Annotated in this window: 17 protein-coding genes and 1 pseudogene; 12 read left to right on the top strand and 6 right to left on the bottom strand. The window is 39.3% G+C overall.

Features of this window, described 5'->3' with window-relative positions:
- Positions 1 to 3: 3 nt before the first annotated feature.
- Positions 4 to 951 carry an alkaline phosphatase PhoX gene (locus ACQY4U_RS21740; protein ID WP_428331567.1) on the bottom strand — a complete coding sequence of 316 codons (948 nt, stop codon included), beginning with the start codon at positions 949 to 951 and terminating at the stop codon, positions 4 to 6.
- 719 nt (positions 952 to 1,670) lie between these two features.
- On the opposite strand from ACQY4U_RS21740, the gene ACQY4U_RS21735 reads away from it, so the two are divergent.
- Positions 1,671 to 3,782 (top strand): beta-glucosidase family protein, encoded by a 2,112-nt coding sequence (locus tag ACQY4U_RS21735; RefSeq protein WP_428331566.1) that lies wholly within the window; start codon positions 1,671 to 1,673, stop codon positions 3,780 to 3,782.
- Positions 3,783 to 3,868: 86 nt separating this feature from the next.
- On the opposite strand, the gene ACQY4U_RS21730 is transcribed toward ACQY4U_RS21735, so the two are convergent.
- Entirely contained in the window at positions 3,869 to 4,138 is a 270-nt protein-coding gene (locus ACQY4U_RS21730; protein WP_428331565.1) for a DUF3072 domain-containing protein, read from the bottom strand.
- A 255-nt stretch (positions 4,139 to 4,393) separates the two neighbouring features.
- Positions 4,394 to 5,467 (bottom strand): hypothetical protein, encoded by a 1,074-nt coding sequence (locus ACQY4U_RS21725; protein ID WP_428331564.1) that lies wholly within the window; start codon positions 5,465 to 5,467, stop codon positions 4,394 to 4,396.
- 174 nt (positions 5,468 to 5,641) lie between these two features.
- Here ACQY4U_RS21725 and ACQY4U_RS21720 point away from each other — a divergent pair, with 174 nt between their 5' ends.
- Positions 5,642 to 6,928 carry a hypothetical protein gene (locus tag ACQY4U_RS21720; RefSeq protein WP_428331563.1) on the top strand — a complete coding sequence of 429 codons (1,287 nt, stop codon included), beginning with the start codon at positions 5,642 to 5,644 and terminating at the stop codon, positions 6,926 to 6,928.
- Between the two features lie 330 nt (positions 6,929 to 7,258).
- Here the strand turns inward: ACQY4U_RS21720 and ACQY4U_RS21715 are convergent, their stop codons facing one another.
- Together ACQY4U_RS21715 and ACQY4U_RS21710 are read right to left on the bottom strand one after the other, a co-directional pair.
- The gene (locus ACQY4U_RS21715; protein ID WP_428331562.1) at positions 7,259 to 7,396 is read right to left on the bottom strand and encodes a hypothetical protein; all 138 of its coding nucleotides are present in this window, start codon (positions 7,394 to 7,396) and stop codon (positions 7,259 to 7,261) included.
- 72 nt (positions 7,397 to 7,468) lie between these two features.
- Positions 7,469 to 7,762: a hypothetical protein gene (locus ACQY4U_RS21710; RefSeq protein ID WP_428331561.1), complete on the bottom strand. Its 294-nt coding sequence runs from the start codon at positions 7,760 to 7,762 to the stop codon at positions 7,469 to 7,471.
- Between the two features lie 810 nt (positions 7,763 to 8,572).
- Between ACQY4U_RS21710 and ACQY4U_RS21705 the strand changes: the two genes are divergently transcribed.
- From ACQY4U_RS21705 to ACQY4U_RS21670, 8 genes and pseudogenes are all read left to right on the top strand, one after another.
- On the top strand, positions 8,573 to 8,998 hold the full coding sequence (locus ACQY4U_RS21705) for an RHS repeat-associated core domain-containing protein (RefSeq protein ID WP_428331560.1): 426 nt from the start codon (positions 8,573 to 8,575) through the stop codon (positions 8,996 to 8,998).
- A gap of 91 nt (positions 8,999 to 9,089) precedes the next feature.
- The gene (locus ACQY4U_RS21700) at positions 9,090 to 9,371 is read left to right on the top strand and encodes a hypothetical protein (protein ID WP_428331559.1); all 282 of its coding nucleotides are present in this window, start codon (positions 9,090 to 9,092) and stop codon (positions 9,369 to 9,371) included.
- A gap of 6 nt (positions 9,372 to 9,377) precedes the next feature.
- Positions 9,378 to 9,815, top strand: a complete 438-nt coding sequence (locus ACQY4U_RS21695; RefSeq protein ID WP_428331558.1) for a hypothetical protein — start codon at positions 9,378 to 9,380, stop codon at positions 9,813 to 9,815.
- A 558-nt stretch (positions 9,816 to 10,373) separates the two neighbouring features.
- A pseudogene (locus ACQY4U_RS21690) lies at positions 10,374 to 10,445 on the top strand (hypothetical protein); the annotation flags it as partial.
- Between the two features lie 3 nt (positions 10,446 to 10,448).
- A complete protein-coding gene (locus ACQY4U_RS21685; RefSeq protein WP_428331557.1) occupies positions 10,449 to 10,745 on the top strand; it encodes a hypothetical protein in 297 nt (98 codons plus the stop codon).
- An 80-nt stretch (positions 10,746 to 10,825) separates the two neighbouring features.
- The gene (locus ACQY4U_RS21680; RefSeq protein ID WP_428331556.1) at positions 10,826 to 11,038 is read left to right on the top strand and encodes a type II toxin-antitoxin system HigB family toxin; all 213 of its coding nucleotides are present in this window, start codon (positions 10,826 to 10,828) and stop codon (positions 11,036 to 11,038) included.
- Entirely contained in the window at positions 11,035 to 11,157 is a 123-nt protein-coding gene (locus ACQY4U_RS21675) for a hypothetical protein (RefSeq protein WP_428331555.1), read from the top strand. Before ACQY4U_RS21680 ends, ACQY4U_RS21675 begins: the two co-directional genes overlap by 4 nt.
- A 2-nt stretch (positions 11,158 to 11,159) precedes the next feature.
- Positions 11,160 to 11,612 carry a helix-turn-helix domain-containing protein gene (locus ACQY4U_RS21670; protein WP_428331554.1) on the top strand — a complete coding sequence of 151 codons (453 nt, stop codon included), beginning with the start codon at positions 11,160 to 11,162 and terminating at the stop codon, positions 11,610 to 11,612.
- A 312-nt stretch (positions 11,613 to 11,924) separates the two neighbouring features.
- On the opposite strand, the gene ACQY4U_RS21665 is transcribed toward ACQY4U_RS21670, so the two are convergent.
- Complete coding sequence (locus ACQY4U_RS21665) at positions 11,925 to 12,932, bottom strand: IS110 family transposase (RefSeq protein WP_428327892.1); 1,008 nt, start codon at positions 12,930 to 12,932, stop codon at positions 11,925 to 11,927.
- Between the two features lie 678 nt (positions 12,933 to 13,610).
- On the opposite strand from ACQY4U_RS21665, the gene ACQY4U_RS21660 reads away from it, so the two are divergent.
- A complete protein-coding gene (locus ACQY4U_RS21660) occupies positions 13,611 to 14,498 on the top strand; it encodes a sce7726 family protein (RefSeq protein ID WP_428331553.1) in 888 nt (295 codons plus the stop codon).
- Between the two features lie 10 nt (positions 14,499 to 14,508).
- Positions 14,509 to 15,444: a sce7725 family protein gene (locus ACQY4U_RS21655; RefSeq protein ID WP_428331552.1), complete on the top strand. Its 936-nt coding sequence runs from the start codon at positions 14,509 to 14,511 to the stop codon at positions 15,442 to 15,444.
- Positions 15,445 to 15,458 lie beyond the last annotated feature (14 nt).

Here is a 15,458-nt window from a genome sequence, read left to right as displayed (position 1 = left end):
AACTCAGGATCTTGATCCGCCCGTAAAATAAATCGTTGAAAGGGTAGCGTTATCAGTATCATCCAATCCGCCCCCTGCATAGGTAGCAATTGCGTCTCCGGGGGTTATTTTACATATAATTGAATGACCATGGTCGTCTACGTAAAGGTTATCTTTGCTGTCAATTGTAACATCAACAGGGCTGTAAAAACTTGCTGCGGTACCTGTTCCGTCTTGTTTACCTTGTGCTCCGCTTCCCGCAAAAGTACTCACTATGCCTACGGGTGTAACTTTGCGTATAATGTTATTTCCCTCATCTGCTATGTACAAGTTTCCTTTACTATCGAAAGCCATTCCATATGGACTATTGAAGCTTGCCGATGTTCCGGCTCCATTGTTTTTACCTGTTGCATCATTTCCTGCGAAAGTGCTTACCATACCTGTCGGCGTAATTTTGCGAATGAGGTTATTATTTTGGTCGGCTACGAAAATATTGCCCAGTGCATCTGCGGCAACACCGACCGAGTAATTAAAAGTTGCTGTGTTTGCCGAACCGTTCTGTTTACCTGAAGCGCCGGTACCGGCGAATGTGCTGACCGTTGCATTGGGTGTTATTTTTCGTACAGCATTGTTTCCGGGATCGGCCACATATAAATTACCTTGGGGATCAAATGTTAAAAAAACAGGGCCTGAGAAACTTGCGGTAGTGCTAATTCCATTTAGAAAACTGTTTTGACCACTGCCTGCAAACGTGCTTACGTCGCCATAAATATTCGGTGGTATAGCTCCACCTGTATTGTTTACAATTAATGGACTAATGGTAGCGTTAGTTGTATATACCTGAGGCGTTTGATAGGCAATATTTGGCACCTGTGAAAAAGCACAGTTAAAAGCAAGGTAAGATATCAGAAACGGGAAAAACTTTTTGGTAAGTATTGCTTTTTTACAAAGGAATAGATTAGATATTAGCATCACTCTTATTAAGACCAAATGTAATTTTTTTTCCTTAATTAAAGCCCCCGGACTGGGTATCTTTCGGATATTGCTTTGAAACGATTTACATTGCTAACTTATAGTTGATTTTTCATCCTGATAATCGACCACTTATTTTTGTATCGAGACCCAATTGAATGTCAACTATTATGCACTCATTGAGAAATCAGTCAAATCTGGGGAAAAGACTGCAACACAAATGTTCGAAACAAAATATGTTCAACTGAATAGTAAGCCCAACTAGAGGAATGCGTTATCTTTTCGCTTTTATGGTAATGTGTAACAGGAAGCTCATCACACTTTTCAACAAGAACCCGATATGCCTCGGGATCTTCCCGCTTCTGAAAAATATTCCTCATTAGGTAATTCCAGCGTCTTAGCTTTGTTCAATATAAAGTCCATTTGCTGTGGGTTGAGATTTCCGAAGTGAAGAATGTTAGTAACGAACGCTTCCATCAAGTAAAATTCGTTATTTCAACCGGAAGTCCATTTACCATTTTGTAAAAAGGCCAATTTATTGTTTTGGTTAAAACTAATATTAACTGCTAAAATAACTATAGCATAACGTTAAACTACGTATTGCCGGAGCTGATCCTGGATTTTTCCGAAACTACCTGATATTGAATTGATTTACTTTATATATATTTAGCGTGATGAAAAATAAAATCACTTACTGTTTATTTATTTGTTTACTGGGAATGACCAGTCAATTGCAGGCCCAGGTAAAAAATGAGAGCGCTACGGATGCTAAAATCGCAGCCCTTATCAAAGAGCTTACGCTTGAAGAAAAAATCGGATTGCTGCATGCCAATGGTATATTCAGCACTGCAGGGGTCGACCGCCTAGGCATACCTGGTTTAATGACTGATGACGGGCCTTTGGGCGTACGTGAAGATGTTAAAGAGGGCTGGGGATCGGCAAACCTCACTACTGATTCTGCCACTTTCTTTCCAAATGGCTCAGCATTGGCAGCTACCTGGAACCCGGAGTTGGCCTATCGCTATGGGCATGATATGGGCGAAGAAGCCAGGGCCCGGAAAAAATATATTATGCTGGCGCCTGCGTTCAATATAGCACGCACCCCGCTCTGCGGCAGAACATACGAATATTATTCGGAAGACCCATTTTTGAACTCACGCCTGGCCGTACAATCGGTAAAAGGGATACAAAGTCAGCACATAGCGGCTTGTGTCAAACATTTTGCAGTAAATAACCAGGAGGTGGAAAGGAACCGGGTAAGCGTTAACGTGGACGAACGTGCGCTGCGTGAGATTTATTTACCTGCTTTCAAGGCCTCCATCACAGAAGGCAATGCCTGGACCATCATGTCAGCTTATAATAAATTCCGTGATGTATATTGCTCTGAAAATAACTATTTGCTCAATAAAGTTTTGCGTGGTGAATGGAAATTCAAAGGAATGGTGATCAGCGACTGGGGCGGGACACACAGCACGGTAAACGCCGCAAATAACGGGCTCGATCTGGAGATGGGCTCAAGACCTCCTTATAATACTTATTATTTTGCAGATAAGCTCCTCGACTCCGTAAAAGCCGGAAAAGTCAGCATGCAGGTAATTGATGATAAGGTAAGACATGTTTTATGGGTGATGTATCATACATCTTTAAGCGATAATCCTCCCCCGGGGAAAATAAATACACCTGAACACCGTAAAACAGTTTATGATATCGCAGCTGAATCAATTGTATTGCTAAAAAATGATGCGCACTTATTGCCGCTGAAAACATCATCAATAAAAACGATCGCTGTGATAGGGGATAATGCAACACGTACTTTTCATTTAGGCGGATTTGGTGCCGGTGTAAAAGCAAAGTACGAGGTTACGGCATTAGCTGGGCTTCAGGACAGGCTGGGCAAAACAGTAATTATAAAATATGCGCAAGGTTACTCAGGGGCTTTCAGGCCTTCACGTACTAACGCAAATCCGGAAACTAAACCAGATTCAGCAATGACCGCACAAGCTGTTTCAATGGCAAAAAGTGCAGATGTAGCGATCCTATTTATCGGAGGTAACCGCGAGTATGAAAGCGAGGGCCGTGACAGGAAGGACCTGAGTCTCCCGTTCAGCGAACAGGCTTTAGTGGATGCCGTAACTGCTGTTAATCAGAATACAATTATCGTTGTGGTTGGCGGCGCACCTTATGATATAGGTAAGATCAAAACGAATAACAGCACCATCATTTGGTCATGGTACAATGGTTCTGAAAATGGCAATGCACTGGCTGATGTCCTGATCGGAAAGATAAACCCCTCAGGCAAACTTCCATTCACTTTCCCGGCTGAATTGAAGGATTCACCGGCTCATGCCTTGAATGCCTATCCTGGTGAAAACCTTAAAGTAGATTACAAAGAGGGCATCTTGGTAGGTTATCGCTGGTATGATACAAAAAAAATAGAGCCGCTGTACTGCTTCGGCTATGGCCTTTCTTATTCCGATTATAAGATTTCGGACCTTCAAACTGTTAAAAAAACATTTAGTTCAAATGAAAATATAACAGTTACGCTCAATGTTAAAAATATCGGGAAATACCCAGGCAAAGAAACTGTTCAACTTTATATCAGCAAAACGGGTTCGAAAGTGGAAAGAGCAGAAAAGGAACTGAAGGCTTTCAAAAAGATAATGATTTCACCGGGTGTTACGGCTAAAGTATCCTTGACAGTTCCAGTTAAAGATTTAGCATATTATGATGAAAGAACCGGCAAATGGATCGTTGAACCCGGTGAATATAAAGTACTGGCCGGAACATCGTCAAGGGATATTAGAGAAACAGTAAATTTAAAGGTCAATTAAATCTATAGCTTTCTTTAAATCTTAACCGAAAGGAAAATGTTAAAAAGGCAGCCTTTCTGCTGCTTTTTTAACATATCAGGTCCATTTTAGTTAGTGTCCATTCCGCGGCCGGTTTTGTGTTGTAATTCTTCGATGCGTTTGGACGCTTCTGCTTTCGTCAGTTTCTCATCGAATGCTTCGCCTGCCTCTGCACTTAAAGTAGTTAAATAAGAATGTTGGGCGCCGGTCATCTTTTCATCGCCAGTTGTCCAGTTGTCCGGATCTTTGATGGTATTTGATCCATTACTCCCGGTTTCATAAGTGAGGTCTTTATCTTCCCGGAAAAGCTTTTCCTCATTATCGTTGCTTGGTATCATATGATTGCTAATTTATTTAGCAACAAATGAATTGAGTTTGAGTTTTAAAAGATTGCTCATATTTTTCGGATTGATACTATGTTAATAAAAATACTGTCGATAAATTTTCATACGGTCAAATAAAATAAATATCAGTTCCTACTAATGCATAAATATTGTAGTAAACAATAAATAAAATGATTGAAATTAGACAGACATGGCTTGCACTTGTGCAAATAAGTGCCAACATTTTGTGAATTAGCAGATGGACTTCGCTTATTTTGAAAATATGCCTGCACCTGTACTTTTCCCTGCTGAAGCTTTTGAAAGATTGAGATTATCCCTGGTTATACCGTCATCTGCCACACTTACTAATTTGACCACCGCTTTTTTAACGACATTAACTTCTTTGATATGCTTGTTCGCTTCAGCAAAAAATCGATCCTGCGCTTTTGGATAGTTGCCCAGATAGTGAGCATTGTTCGTGATATAAGAAGCACTGAAAGTGTATGAGGGTTGGCCATCTTCAACCGGATAGACCATCACGTAATAGCAGTTGGTAATTATATTATTTTTGAAGGTAAACTTAGCGGTTGTCTTTGCAAACCCATACCAAATTGCGGTATTATAGGCGCCATCAATGATTGAATGGCTTAAACAAAAGTCATTTACGTTATCTCCCAGTACAAATGCGATCTTGCTGTTATGAAATATACAATGATCCACGTGTATTCCCGGGCCTGATGCCCAAAAAGAGCTTTGTATTGCTGTCGAATTTGCTTCTCCGATAAAATAGCACTGAGAAACATTGAGTCCGCTCAGCGCTTTATCCTGCCTTCTGATCGGATAATAGTAATGTACCGCGGTGTTTGGATTTCCCAAGAATTTCAGACCCTTTATAATAACATTATTTCGTGAAACAAAAAAGCCTACGCAGTGCGCAAATTCATAGTCGTCATTATTCCCCGATGCAGATAATATGACAGGCATGCTTGCTGGATGCCATTCCTTGTCATCCGGCATGATTACTGCTTCAATCGTATACGCCGCATTGCTGATTGCCGGGCTGACCGTTTTAAGTGTTAGTTTGTGCGTAACGGTATATAAACCTGGGTTAAGCCTCAGATTTACAGGTTTATTGCCTTTGAAGCTGTTTGTTTTTAATACCGCCTCGTCCAGAGATAGTATAGGGTCAGTCAAAGTTCCGCTGGCGTTATTTTTCCCTTTTTGCGCATCCACGTACACTGTTTGCGCCATGCTTACCGTGGTATTAAAGACAAATAAGACCGTGAACAGGGTCATCATAGTATAACGGATTTTTACCGTTTGCAACATTGTTTTATTTTTCATAACGTAAACGTAGAATTTCAATGGCTATCTGACAATTAACAAACTATTCAAGTTAGGTTCAAGTTGCATCACTCTGTTTTTAAGCGTGTTATAGGTTTGCCTGTATGTAACCCTTTCGCTAAGTTTGGCACTTTATATATCAGGCACTTAAAAAATTAAGACAAAGTTTACAGCATGGATAAAGAGGAGCCATATATAAGTTTATGGAGGGAATTTTTAGAACAGTCTTTAGGTTGGGAACATAGTGATTCCTGGAGCGAATATGATTTCGAAAAACTACGTGAAATTATTTTTTCTAAAACGAATTGCCGTCTGAGCTTGTCAACCCTGAAAAGAATATGGGGAAGGGTTCGTTACACCAATACGCCGGCAATAGCTACCTTAAATGTTTTGGCCAGGACTATAGATTTTGAAGATTGGAGAGCCTTTAAAAAGGCGATGGACGGAAAAATGATTGCACCTGAGCATGCTAGCACGGATAAAAAGATTTTCTACCTGAGATACCGCTGCCTATTAACGAATATTGGAACCGTAACCGGGAGCGTATTGATCATATTATTGATAATTGAAATATCAAAAAACTCATTTTTAAATAATGACAAGTATGACGTAACGAAAGAGGTCTTCAAAAGCCGGATTGTTTCTGATCAAATGCCAAATTCCGTAGTTTTTAATTATGATGCTGCTAATGATCCGTCGGCTGATATTTACCTTCAACAAAGCTGGGACAAGACACGTACTGAAAAATTGGATAAGCTTAAAAAGCAACATACGTCTGTCTATTATTACCCCGGATATTTTGACGCAAAACTGGTTGGCAATGGACAGGTCAGGAAAACATCCAGCGTATTTTTAAAGACAAATGGCTGGATGGGTATTATTGACAAAAGTCCCATACCTGTTTACCTCAATTCCGATTCAACGGATTTACCCGGTGGGTTAGGGATAAAGACACAGACATTTGAAAGAATTAAAGGATCGACTGTATTGAACGATGCCTGGGTGCATTTTTACAACTTTCGTTATTTTGATGGTGCCAGTGGGCATGATTTTATTTTTGAAACTATCCTGCGAAATACATCGCGACCTGAACAATCGTCCTGCCGAAAAGTAACAATAGAGATCGTTGGAACGAAAAATGAAATTTCCATCCCGCTTTCAGATAAGGGCTGTATTGCTACACTTGATCTGTCTTTAGGCAGCGAAACAATCTATGGCAAAGATCACGACCTGAGCGCATTTGGTTGTGATTTTAATGCTTTTCAGCATCTTTCCTGTACTATCCAACATGACCAGTTGAGCATATCACTTGGTGAAAAAATGATCTTTTCAAGAACTATTCGTCAGGATATTGGAAAGATTGTTGGAATTGTGATTGGCTTTGAAGGAGCAGGCGAGATTAAGTCTGTTAAACTGGGCAATCGCCAGAAAATAATCTATCAGCAGGTTTTCGAAAAATAGCATGGCCATAGATATTGTCCAATAGAAATCTCCTTAAAATAAAAAATTCAATTAATAAGAGTGTGGGTGAAATTGCTAGATTTTAGTCTGAGAGGATTTCAAGGTGGAGATTCTGATGAACCAGACCACCTGATTCCGGTGCAAGGTTAATGGGTGCAAAGGTTAAAGTAACTAATGACGTAGAGCTTTTTGCGGTGGAAGCGAAAAACTACAGTTGCCTGTATTGGTAAACACTGCTTTAGAAGATACCTATCATGAACTCGAACTTTTAGGCTTTCCGGTTACTATGACAAGGTTTGAATTGCTGCAAACTGATTATCGCGGTGAAATCTACGCAAATGATCTTATAAACAATTTAGGCCAGATGGTAAAAATGGCAGGCTGGTACGTTTCATATAGCATTTCTTCCTTTTCAGTCAGCTGCGTTATAGGTGTAAGGACACTGTTATCATCTTTATTATTGTTCATATCGGTCTATTAATAAAATTTAAAAAGACAAATCATAATTAGTGAGTTTTGGCTAAACCAAAACTTAAAATCCTAACTGGACTTCTCGTTTAGAAAAGCGATAAGTTGCTGATCAAGTAAATCCGTGTTGTATTCACTATTATCGCCGTTATTTGATAACTCAATTTCATTTTCATTAACGATAATTGTAAATACCGTACCCTCAATGATTTCGGGAAAAGAAACATTAATTACGTTGTAAACGTGTGCGAACTCTACGCTTAAACTCGAACTAAGTTTGGAATTGATCTCATCGGTAAAATCATTTTTTAAAATATGGTAAAGTTCCTCGGGACTTAGAGGATGTACATTTTTAATTGTTGTCATTATTGAATTTTTATGAAGGCATATAAAGGCATTAAGCCTACGTCAAAAAGAGCCGGATAAGTGGATATGTTGTTTCAAGCGATCCGCTAATTGATAGGAATATATATGTATAACAATTCTGGGGAGATTTGTTTTTCTAATATTTGACTATAATAATTCTATAATGTAAAGTGTGTAATTTGCCTATCATGATCCAGTAAAAATTATGAAGTTTCTTATTCTTATTAGAGCCTTTTTTGCTTCAATAATGTATATTTGTACAGTCGATAGGGCGTGTTACCTATGTAAATGCCTTAAACAACTAGAACAACAGAAAATCATTGTAAATCAGTGATTTAAGGAAATAGATTCGACCCAGGTTGGCGCACCTATTGATCAGCTCACCTATACATCTACGGCGGGGACTACAACCACGAACCAGTTGCAACCCTCAATGACGCTTTTGCAAGCAATATTGGGGTTAAATCCAGCGGCTCTACTTATACCTACGATATAAATGGCAATACCGTTACAGATCAGAGCCGGGTTAGTGGTAACATTACTATCAGTTATAATCTCCTAAACCTTCCTCAGACAATTACTTGTTCAAAAACGATTACCTATACTACGATGCAGGCGGACAAAAGCTGAGGAGAGTCAGCACAGCAGGAACCGGTACGACCGATTACATCAGTGACATTAAATATGACGGCGGAACCTTAAGCTTTATACAAACGGAAGAAGGCAAAGCAGTCCCTGCAACCGTTGGCGCAAACTCGTATTATTATATACACGCGTTGAGCGATCATTTAGGGAATACCAGGGTTACTTTTGATACTCTATGGTCACCGAATTTACGATCCTGTGATTGAACGTTGGACGACCCCTGACCCGCTTTCGGAGTTAAGTAGAAGTTGGTCACCATATGGATATGGATTAAACAACCCAATTAGAAATATCGATGTTGACGGAATGTGTTCGACTCATACCAATGAGGATGGGATTGTTTTAGCTGTTTATAATGATGGTGATTTAGGTGTTTATAAGCATGAAGCTAATGCAGATGAAAAACAGCCAACCGAGCACCAAATTGATACGCGACATAAAAATTCAACTTCAGCCGGAGATGAAAAGATGGGCGAAACACAGTATTGGGATGAGTTTGAAAATCCAGATTCCCATAAGCCCGAAGGTAGGATTAATTTGGAGGAGAGTTTGATTCAGACATTGAAAACACAAGTGTACAAGCTGATTTAATGGGTATGGATCTTAAAGAAACTGGCGATAAATCTAAATTGCATCAGTTGTTTGATATTAAAACAGCAATGAAATAGCTCCCTATGGCCCAATGACGGGTAAATTGTTAGCTGGAAAATATGCTGCTGCATGGTCTGCAGGTAATTATCTGGCAGGGTATAATGGTCGAGAACGTACTTCTATGGGGGTTCATATTAGTTTTGAAACTTACATGAAGTTAGCTGGTGCATTACAACAAAGCCATTATAATAAAATGAATGCAGGACTGATGACTTTGTTTTGTCATCCTACATTTGGCCCTGCTCCTTATTATGGGGAGCAAGATTATACTGGTAGGATGGTTTTACAAGGATGGTTAAATGGAGGCAAGTAACTGCACATGAAAAGAAAATATCTAATTATTATTTTACTGGTAGTTATCGCCATAATTGGTTTTGTATTCTACAATCAAATACCTGATATGAAGCCTATTTATAATATTAAGAAACTTGTTATTTCAAACGGTAATGAGCCACTATATTTGAAATCTAAAACATGGGGAATGACCTATGATAGTAAAGTTATAGTATTGTCAACGAATGAAGAGGAAGAGTTTACTGCTGATAGTACTAAAGATTATATTTATGATGGCGCATCTTTTCTGTTCTACAAGTTTTCCAATGATAGCTTATTCATTTACACCGCAGATAAAGCACATACCCCCCAAGTATTTAATAGTAAAATTCAGATCAAGCAGATTGAATTAGATAATCCAGCTATGACGAAATTAAAAGGAGACAGTGCGTTCAGGAGTCGGGGGCTCACAGAATTCAAATAGTTTATACCAAAAGCCCGTCCTGATGTCCGTAAAGGTTGTCCGAGTGTTTCGGACGGTATGCTGACAAAGCAATAAGGGCATAGAGGTTTAGCTGATCAACTGTTAAGCACCAAAAAGAGGGAAAAGACGGGGCTGTCAAGGGAACGTTGAATAAATGGCCATGTGCGTAAAAGGCTTGCGGGTTTATGCCGCGAAAGTCCCTTTACTGCCCTGGCTTCGGAGGCTGTCTTTGCGGTACAGATGATCGGCTTAACCAGTAATCAGGTGCGCCGGAAAAGCCGGACACGGCAGCTTTGATGCTTAACATAATGGCATTATGGGAGTTCGTACCATAATAAGCTGTTATATTAAAGTGTCTGGCGGGTGCACAATGGCTATCAAAGGGACAATCAAAACGGCATCTTCTTTTTTTCAAATGAAAATAAAAACGTTAACGCCACTAAACGGCGGCTGAAACGCCGTGCAGGGCGGTTCGTTCTTTACTAAAAAAGTGGTTCAGGGGAGAAAGAATACCTTTATAACAAGAAAGAGTTACAGGAGGAATCAGGACAGTACGATTATGGTGCCAGGTTATATGATCCCGCATTAGCAAGATGGCCTACCGTTGACCCACTGGCTGAAGAGAGTCGAAGATTGAGTCCATACACTTATGTCAATAATAATCCTATAAGAAGCGTAGGTATTGATGGAATGTTGTCTTCTGATTTTGTGGCTTTGACATCTTCATATGTAACGCCTCTTGGTGAAGTAATTAAACATGTTAACGATGGAGACAATCGGGTTTACCTGGTGAACAATCCCCAAAAATGGGATGGGTCAAAAAATGGTTTAGGCGTAGTTGGATTTGAAGACCCGAATAAAAATTATAAGATAGGAGATCATTATCAAGTTTACGACCCATTGCGGGAAATAAAAATAAACCGATGCTAAGTTAACAGCCAGCGGAAAAAAAATAGATATTTCATTTTAAAAGTTCTCTTTTTGTGAACTTTTATTTAAATTTGCAATAGATGAAAATTCATCTGATTAAAAAACAAACGCTTGAAGAGTTTGTGAAGCTTCAACCTCGTAGTAAATCTTCTTTAGAAGACTGGACTGAAAAGTTGAAGCTGGCTGACTGGCAACAGCCCAGCGATATGAAATTCACTTATAACACTGCTGATCTGTTAGGGAAAACAGTAACAGGGTGGTATTTGATATTGGCGGCAATAATTACCGAATGATCTGCAAATACGTGTTCGGAACAAAACAGGCACACCTTTTTATCTGCTGGATTGGAACGCATGCGGAATATGATAAAGTTTGCAAACAGGGTGGCCAGTATACAATTAATCTATATTAAAGATGGAAACAACAGTTCTGAAATACACCGTCATAAAAGACAAAAGCCAATACGAAGAGTATTGTAACCAATTGGAAGGCTTGCTCTCTGGTGGAATTAATAATGCAATACAGGATGAAGTTGATCTTTTAACGCTATTGATCGAGAAATTCGATGAGGAAAATAACACGTTTAATGAAAGTGATCCTATTGCTTTACTCCGTTCCTTTATGCAGGATCATCATTTGAAACCGCAGCATTTGGTTGATATACTGGGCATTAGTAAAGGTTATGTATCTGATATATTAAACTATAAAAAAGGACTGTCTAAAGAAGTTATTAGAAAACTGGCTGATTATTTCAAATTAAGACAGGAAGCTTTTAACAGGCACTATAAGTTGACACCTACTGCTGATACTTACGCTAATCCAGGCTTGATAAATACTTCTAAGCAAATTCACGCAGCTAAACATTAATTTAAAGCGTTATCGTAAACAATAGAGGACTGCTATAATCGCTGCGGCAGGTTCCTACATTGCACCACGCGCTATCGCGCCGGGTTCCATTTCGTCACCAGCCTCGCTGAACAGCGCAGAAATGCCTCGTACCTCGGCACACCTGCAAAGACTTGGTTAGTCATTTCATCATATTCTCACCGCAGGACGCAAAGATAGCCTGCACAACGAAAGCAGTAAAGGGTATATAAATGAGTGCCATTGTTTTTGTTTGTTAAGGTATGCACTCACCCTTGACAGCTTCCGTTGTTTTCGCTTTTGGATTTCTATGTGTTATGCAACTAATCTTGAATAATTTTTTTCATACGTCCTGTTTTGATTAACACAGGCGAAAACTCGTAATATCAGTTTGTTTCTGATCGCATTTATTGTGCTCATTTTGTTTTTCTTTTCATCTATTACTTTACGTTCATAGTAGTGTTTCAGATCTTCATTATATCGTATTGAATTTAAAGCAGCCAGGTGTAATAGTGTTTTAAGCCTCTTATTAGCCATGTGTGACACCCTGCCTTTGCCTTTGAATAAGCCGGATTCTTTCACAAACGGGGCTACACCAGCATGGCAGGCGAATTTTTTAGGATCTTTAATATCTTTAAACTCATTTGTAGTAACAATGATCATGGCAGCCGTTATTTTCCCAATACCACTTACTGATTTAACTAAGGTGAAAAGCCTTTTTAGTTCGGGATCTCCTTCAATGATCTCTTCGATAACCTTTTCGATTTTTTCTAAATCCGCTTTAATGCCATTTAAGGTTTTGTTACATAGCTTATTATGAAGCTTTTCCTGGCTTTTTTTAATAAAGGGAGCTGCCTCCTTGAGCGGAGTCTTTACCACTTTTTGAATTTGCACTAACCTTGAGCGAATAGTTGATAAATGAGCGAGTTGTTGGATTACATCCCTCTTTGGCTGCCATAAGCTTAATTTATCACGATTTCTATAAGCGTATTCCGCAATACGAATAGCATCAACCTTATCGTTTTTGCCGCGTAGATTACCTAAAGAGTTTTTAATTTGCATAGCTGCTTCTAAACAGATCGGCGCTTTTTTATCATGCAGAAGCGATAGTAAATAGCTACTGTATATACCCGTATGTTCCATACAGAAAACAGTCTTATTTAAATCAAACCCCGTTAACTTACTTAACTCTTTAATAAAGGATTTAATAGCAGTAGGCGTGTTTTGTATCTCTTTGTGAAACAAAAACACGTTACCTTGCATAACAGCAAAATCCAGTTCGTTTTTTGATACATCGGTACCGATGAAATAGGTGAATTCCATAACTTTGTTTGTTAATTATAATAGGGTTAACCTGTTTAAACACAATCAATACCTTACTAATGAGCCTGAGAACTCGAATTTCTATTTGATGCTTGTTTAAACAACTGACAGAGGATTAAATCCAAAATTAGGCTTCTAAGCCTGGTTGCTTAACTAAATGCGCCTCTGTCAGTGTTAACCTTTCCACAAAAATCACAGTTATTCAAAAAGAAAAAGAAGCAAAAAGAAAAAGGTGTGGAAATATGGAAAACTCTATCGAGTTTACCACATTCCCACACCTCAATAACAACAATCTTTTTATTAGTGATTTCATTCTGCTAATCTAAAGGTTGCTTAAGTGTTGAAATGGGATGGTATGTTCGGTTATGCCAGCGATCGTAGAACAAATTTATTTTCAGATTAAATAGGATGTGAGGGATTGAATTCGAAATGGAATGGTTGCTGGGTGATCCGGCCTTGTCGCATTTAAATTATAAAGAAGGATAATAAGTAGTTATTTTTTGATTTTGTGTATTGCGATGTCATCAGCGGAAATTTATGGACTATACAATGGATCTTGATGATCAAATTATTAGGCGTGTCTACGAAGGATTAGAGAGGTTGATATGCCTAAGCTGAATTTTCATTTTTATAAATTATTAATTATTAATTATATTTAATTGTTAATACTTTTGCCTGATGCCAAAAACCGCTATGAGTCTACAAATCAATTCACGGTCATTAGCCCGTTTGGTTTCAAATGCGGGTTTTAGAAAAATGATGACTGCCGCTGGCGCACGTAATTACGGTAAGCAGCTAAGGCAGACCGTTGAAAAGGGCGGGGCTGTTCTACCTGAAAAATGCTCTTTGCAACACTTATTAGATGTTTCTTACGATCATTTGCAAAAAGACTACCGTCACGAGTATGTTTACAAAACAAAACTCTTGAGTGATTTCATTTTAAAAAATTACACATTTTGTGATACCATTATTTTGAATGAGTTTAGGCTGGGTAAATCTGTTGCTGATATCGCGTTGATCAATGGTTCTAACAAAATATTCGAGATAAAAACGGAATTGGATAATGCAGACCGTTTGCAATCCCAACTGAACGATTACTATAAAGTTTTCTCTCAAGTTTATATCGTTACCCATCACAGCCTGGCCGCAAAGTACCGAGCAATAGTAAATCATAAGGTCGGTATAATTGAATTTACGGAAGATAATTATTTGCAAACGATTCGTGAGGCAACGCCGGACGTAGGTGGCCTTGACAATCTGACTATGATGAAAGCGTTGCGCAAAAATGAATTCTTAAAAATAGTGACTAACATTAACGGTGCTTTACCAGAAACAACGCCCGTAAAACTTTACAAAACGTGTCTTGAGTTAATAGCTACTATTGACCCGGTGTCCGTGCAGCGTCATTTCTTAGATACCCTTAAAGCCAGGATTACGCCCGCTCACCAATTGCTGCATACCCATGCACAGGCACTCCCGGAGTATTTGAAATTCTACTGTTATTTGGATTATTTTTCTGAAAAACAGTATCTTGCGTTACCATCAAGATTGTCTTGCCTGGTCTAAACCGTAAATCATGTATTTTCCTTATTTACGCGGTAAGCAGTTTGAGCTACTGGCACTTCGTGAACTAGCTCGATTACCGCTGGTTGCTGAGAAAGTTTCCCCTATTATAGAACCTTTAAAAGTTGATATCCGTGCAATTGTTACCATGGTCAGGACCTTGCCGGTATCAATCCGCATCCAATTGATCATTAATCCAGAGCACGGTGACATCAGGGGTGGTAACCGGGTTATTGCTGATTTGGTAAGGCAATTGCAGGCGGCGGGCTATACGAATGTATTGCCGGCATTTATTATTTCGGCCAACCGGGACTTGGCGTTACTACAAACCATTCTGGATGAATATGGCTTTGGAGCTAGCGGATATACCTTATTACACTTGAACCAGATCGCCGGCCTGGCTGATTTGAGTGCGTTGGTAGCCCGTACGAATTGCATTTACAATATTATCGGGGTTAGCCATATCATTGCGTTAAGACGTAGTTTTCCGCGTCCAACGTTGGCTTTTTTGGCCGATCCTTTCAACCGCCAGCAAAAGAATGCCGATTATATCCATATCGATGACGAAAATTTTTCGACAGACCATTTGTATTATGCAGATGAGGGCTTTGTGGGTTTTGGTGATTATTTGACCATTGGCTCCGCCTTCATAGACGGTGGCCGTTTACCCTGGGCGGTCGTAATCCATTTAACTTACGAGGAAGAGGAAACCGGAAACGTTCGTATCCATCACTTTGTGTCTGATTCCAACGACGATGACTCTGATACCGCAGGAAAATTCGCTGAAGCGCTAGATAAGCTAATCGATTTTGTGAATGAACGCCACATCGAATCTTTGGCGGTCACCGCCTTTCAGGACCTTCATGCCCGAGGTGCCTACCCCGGCCTCGGTACGATCAAAAAGCTTTCGGTCATGCATCATATCGAATTGATCCAATCTCTGATCTAATGAATTGCTGTAGT

The sequence above is a fragment of the Mucilaginibacter sp. genome (assembly GCF_965277465.1).
GTDB lineage: Bacteria > Bacteroidota > Bacteroidia > Sphingobacteriales > Sphingobacteriaceae > Mucilaginibacter.
This window is presented reverse-complemented; position numbering and strand designations above follow the sequence as displayed.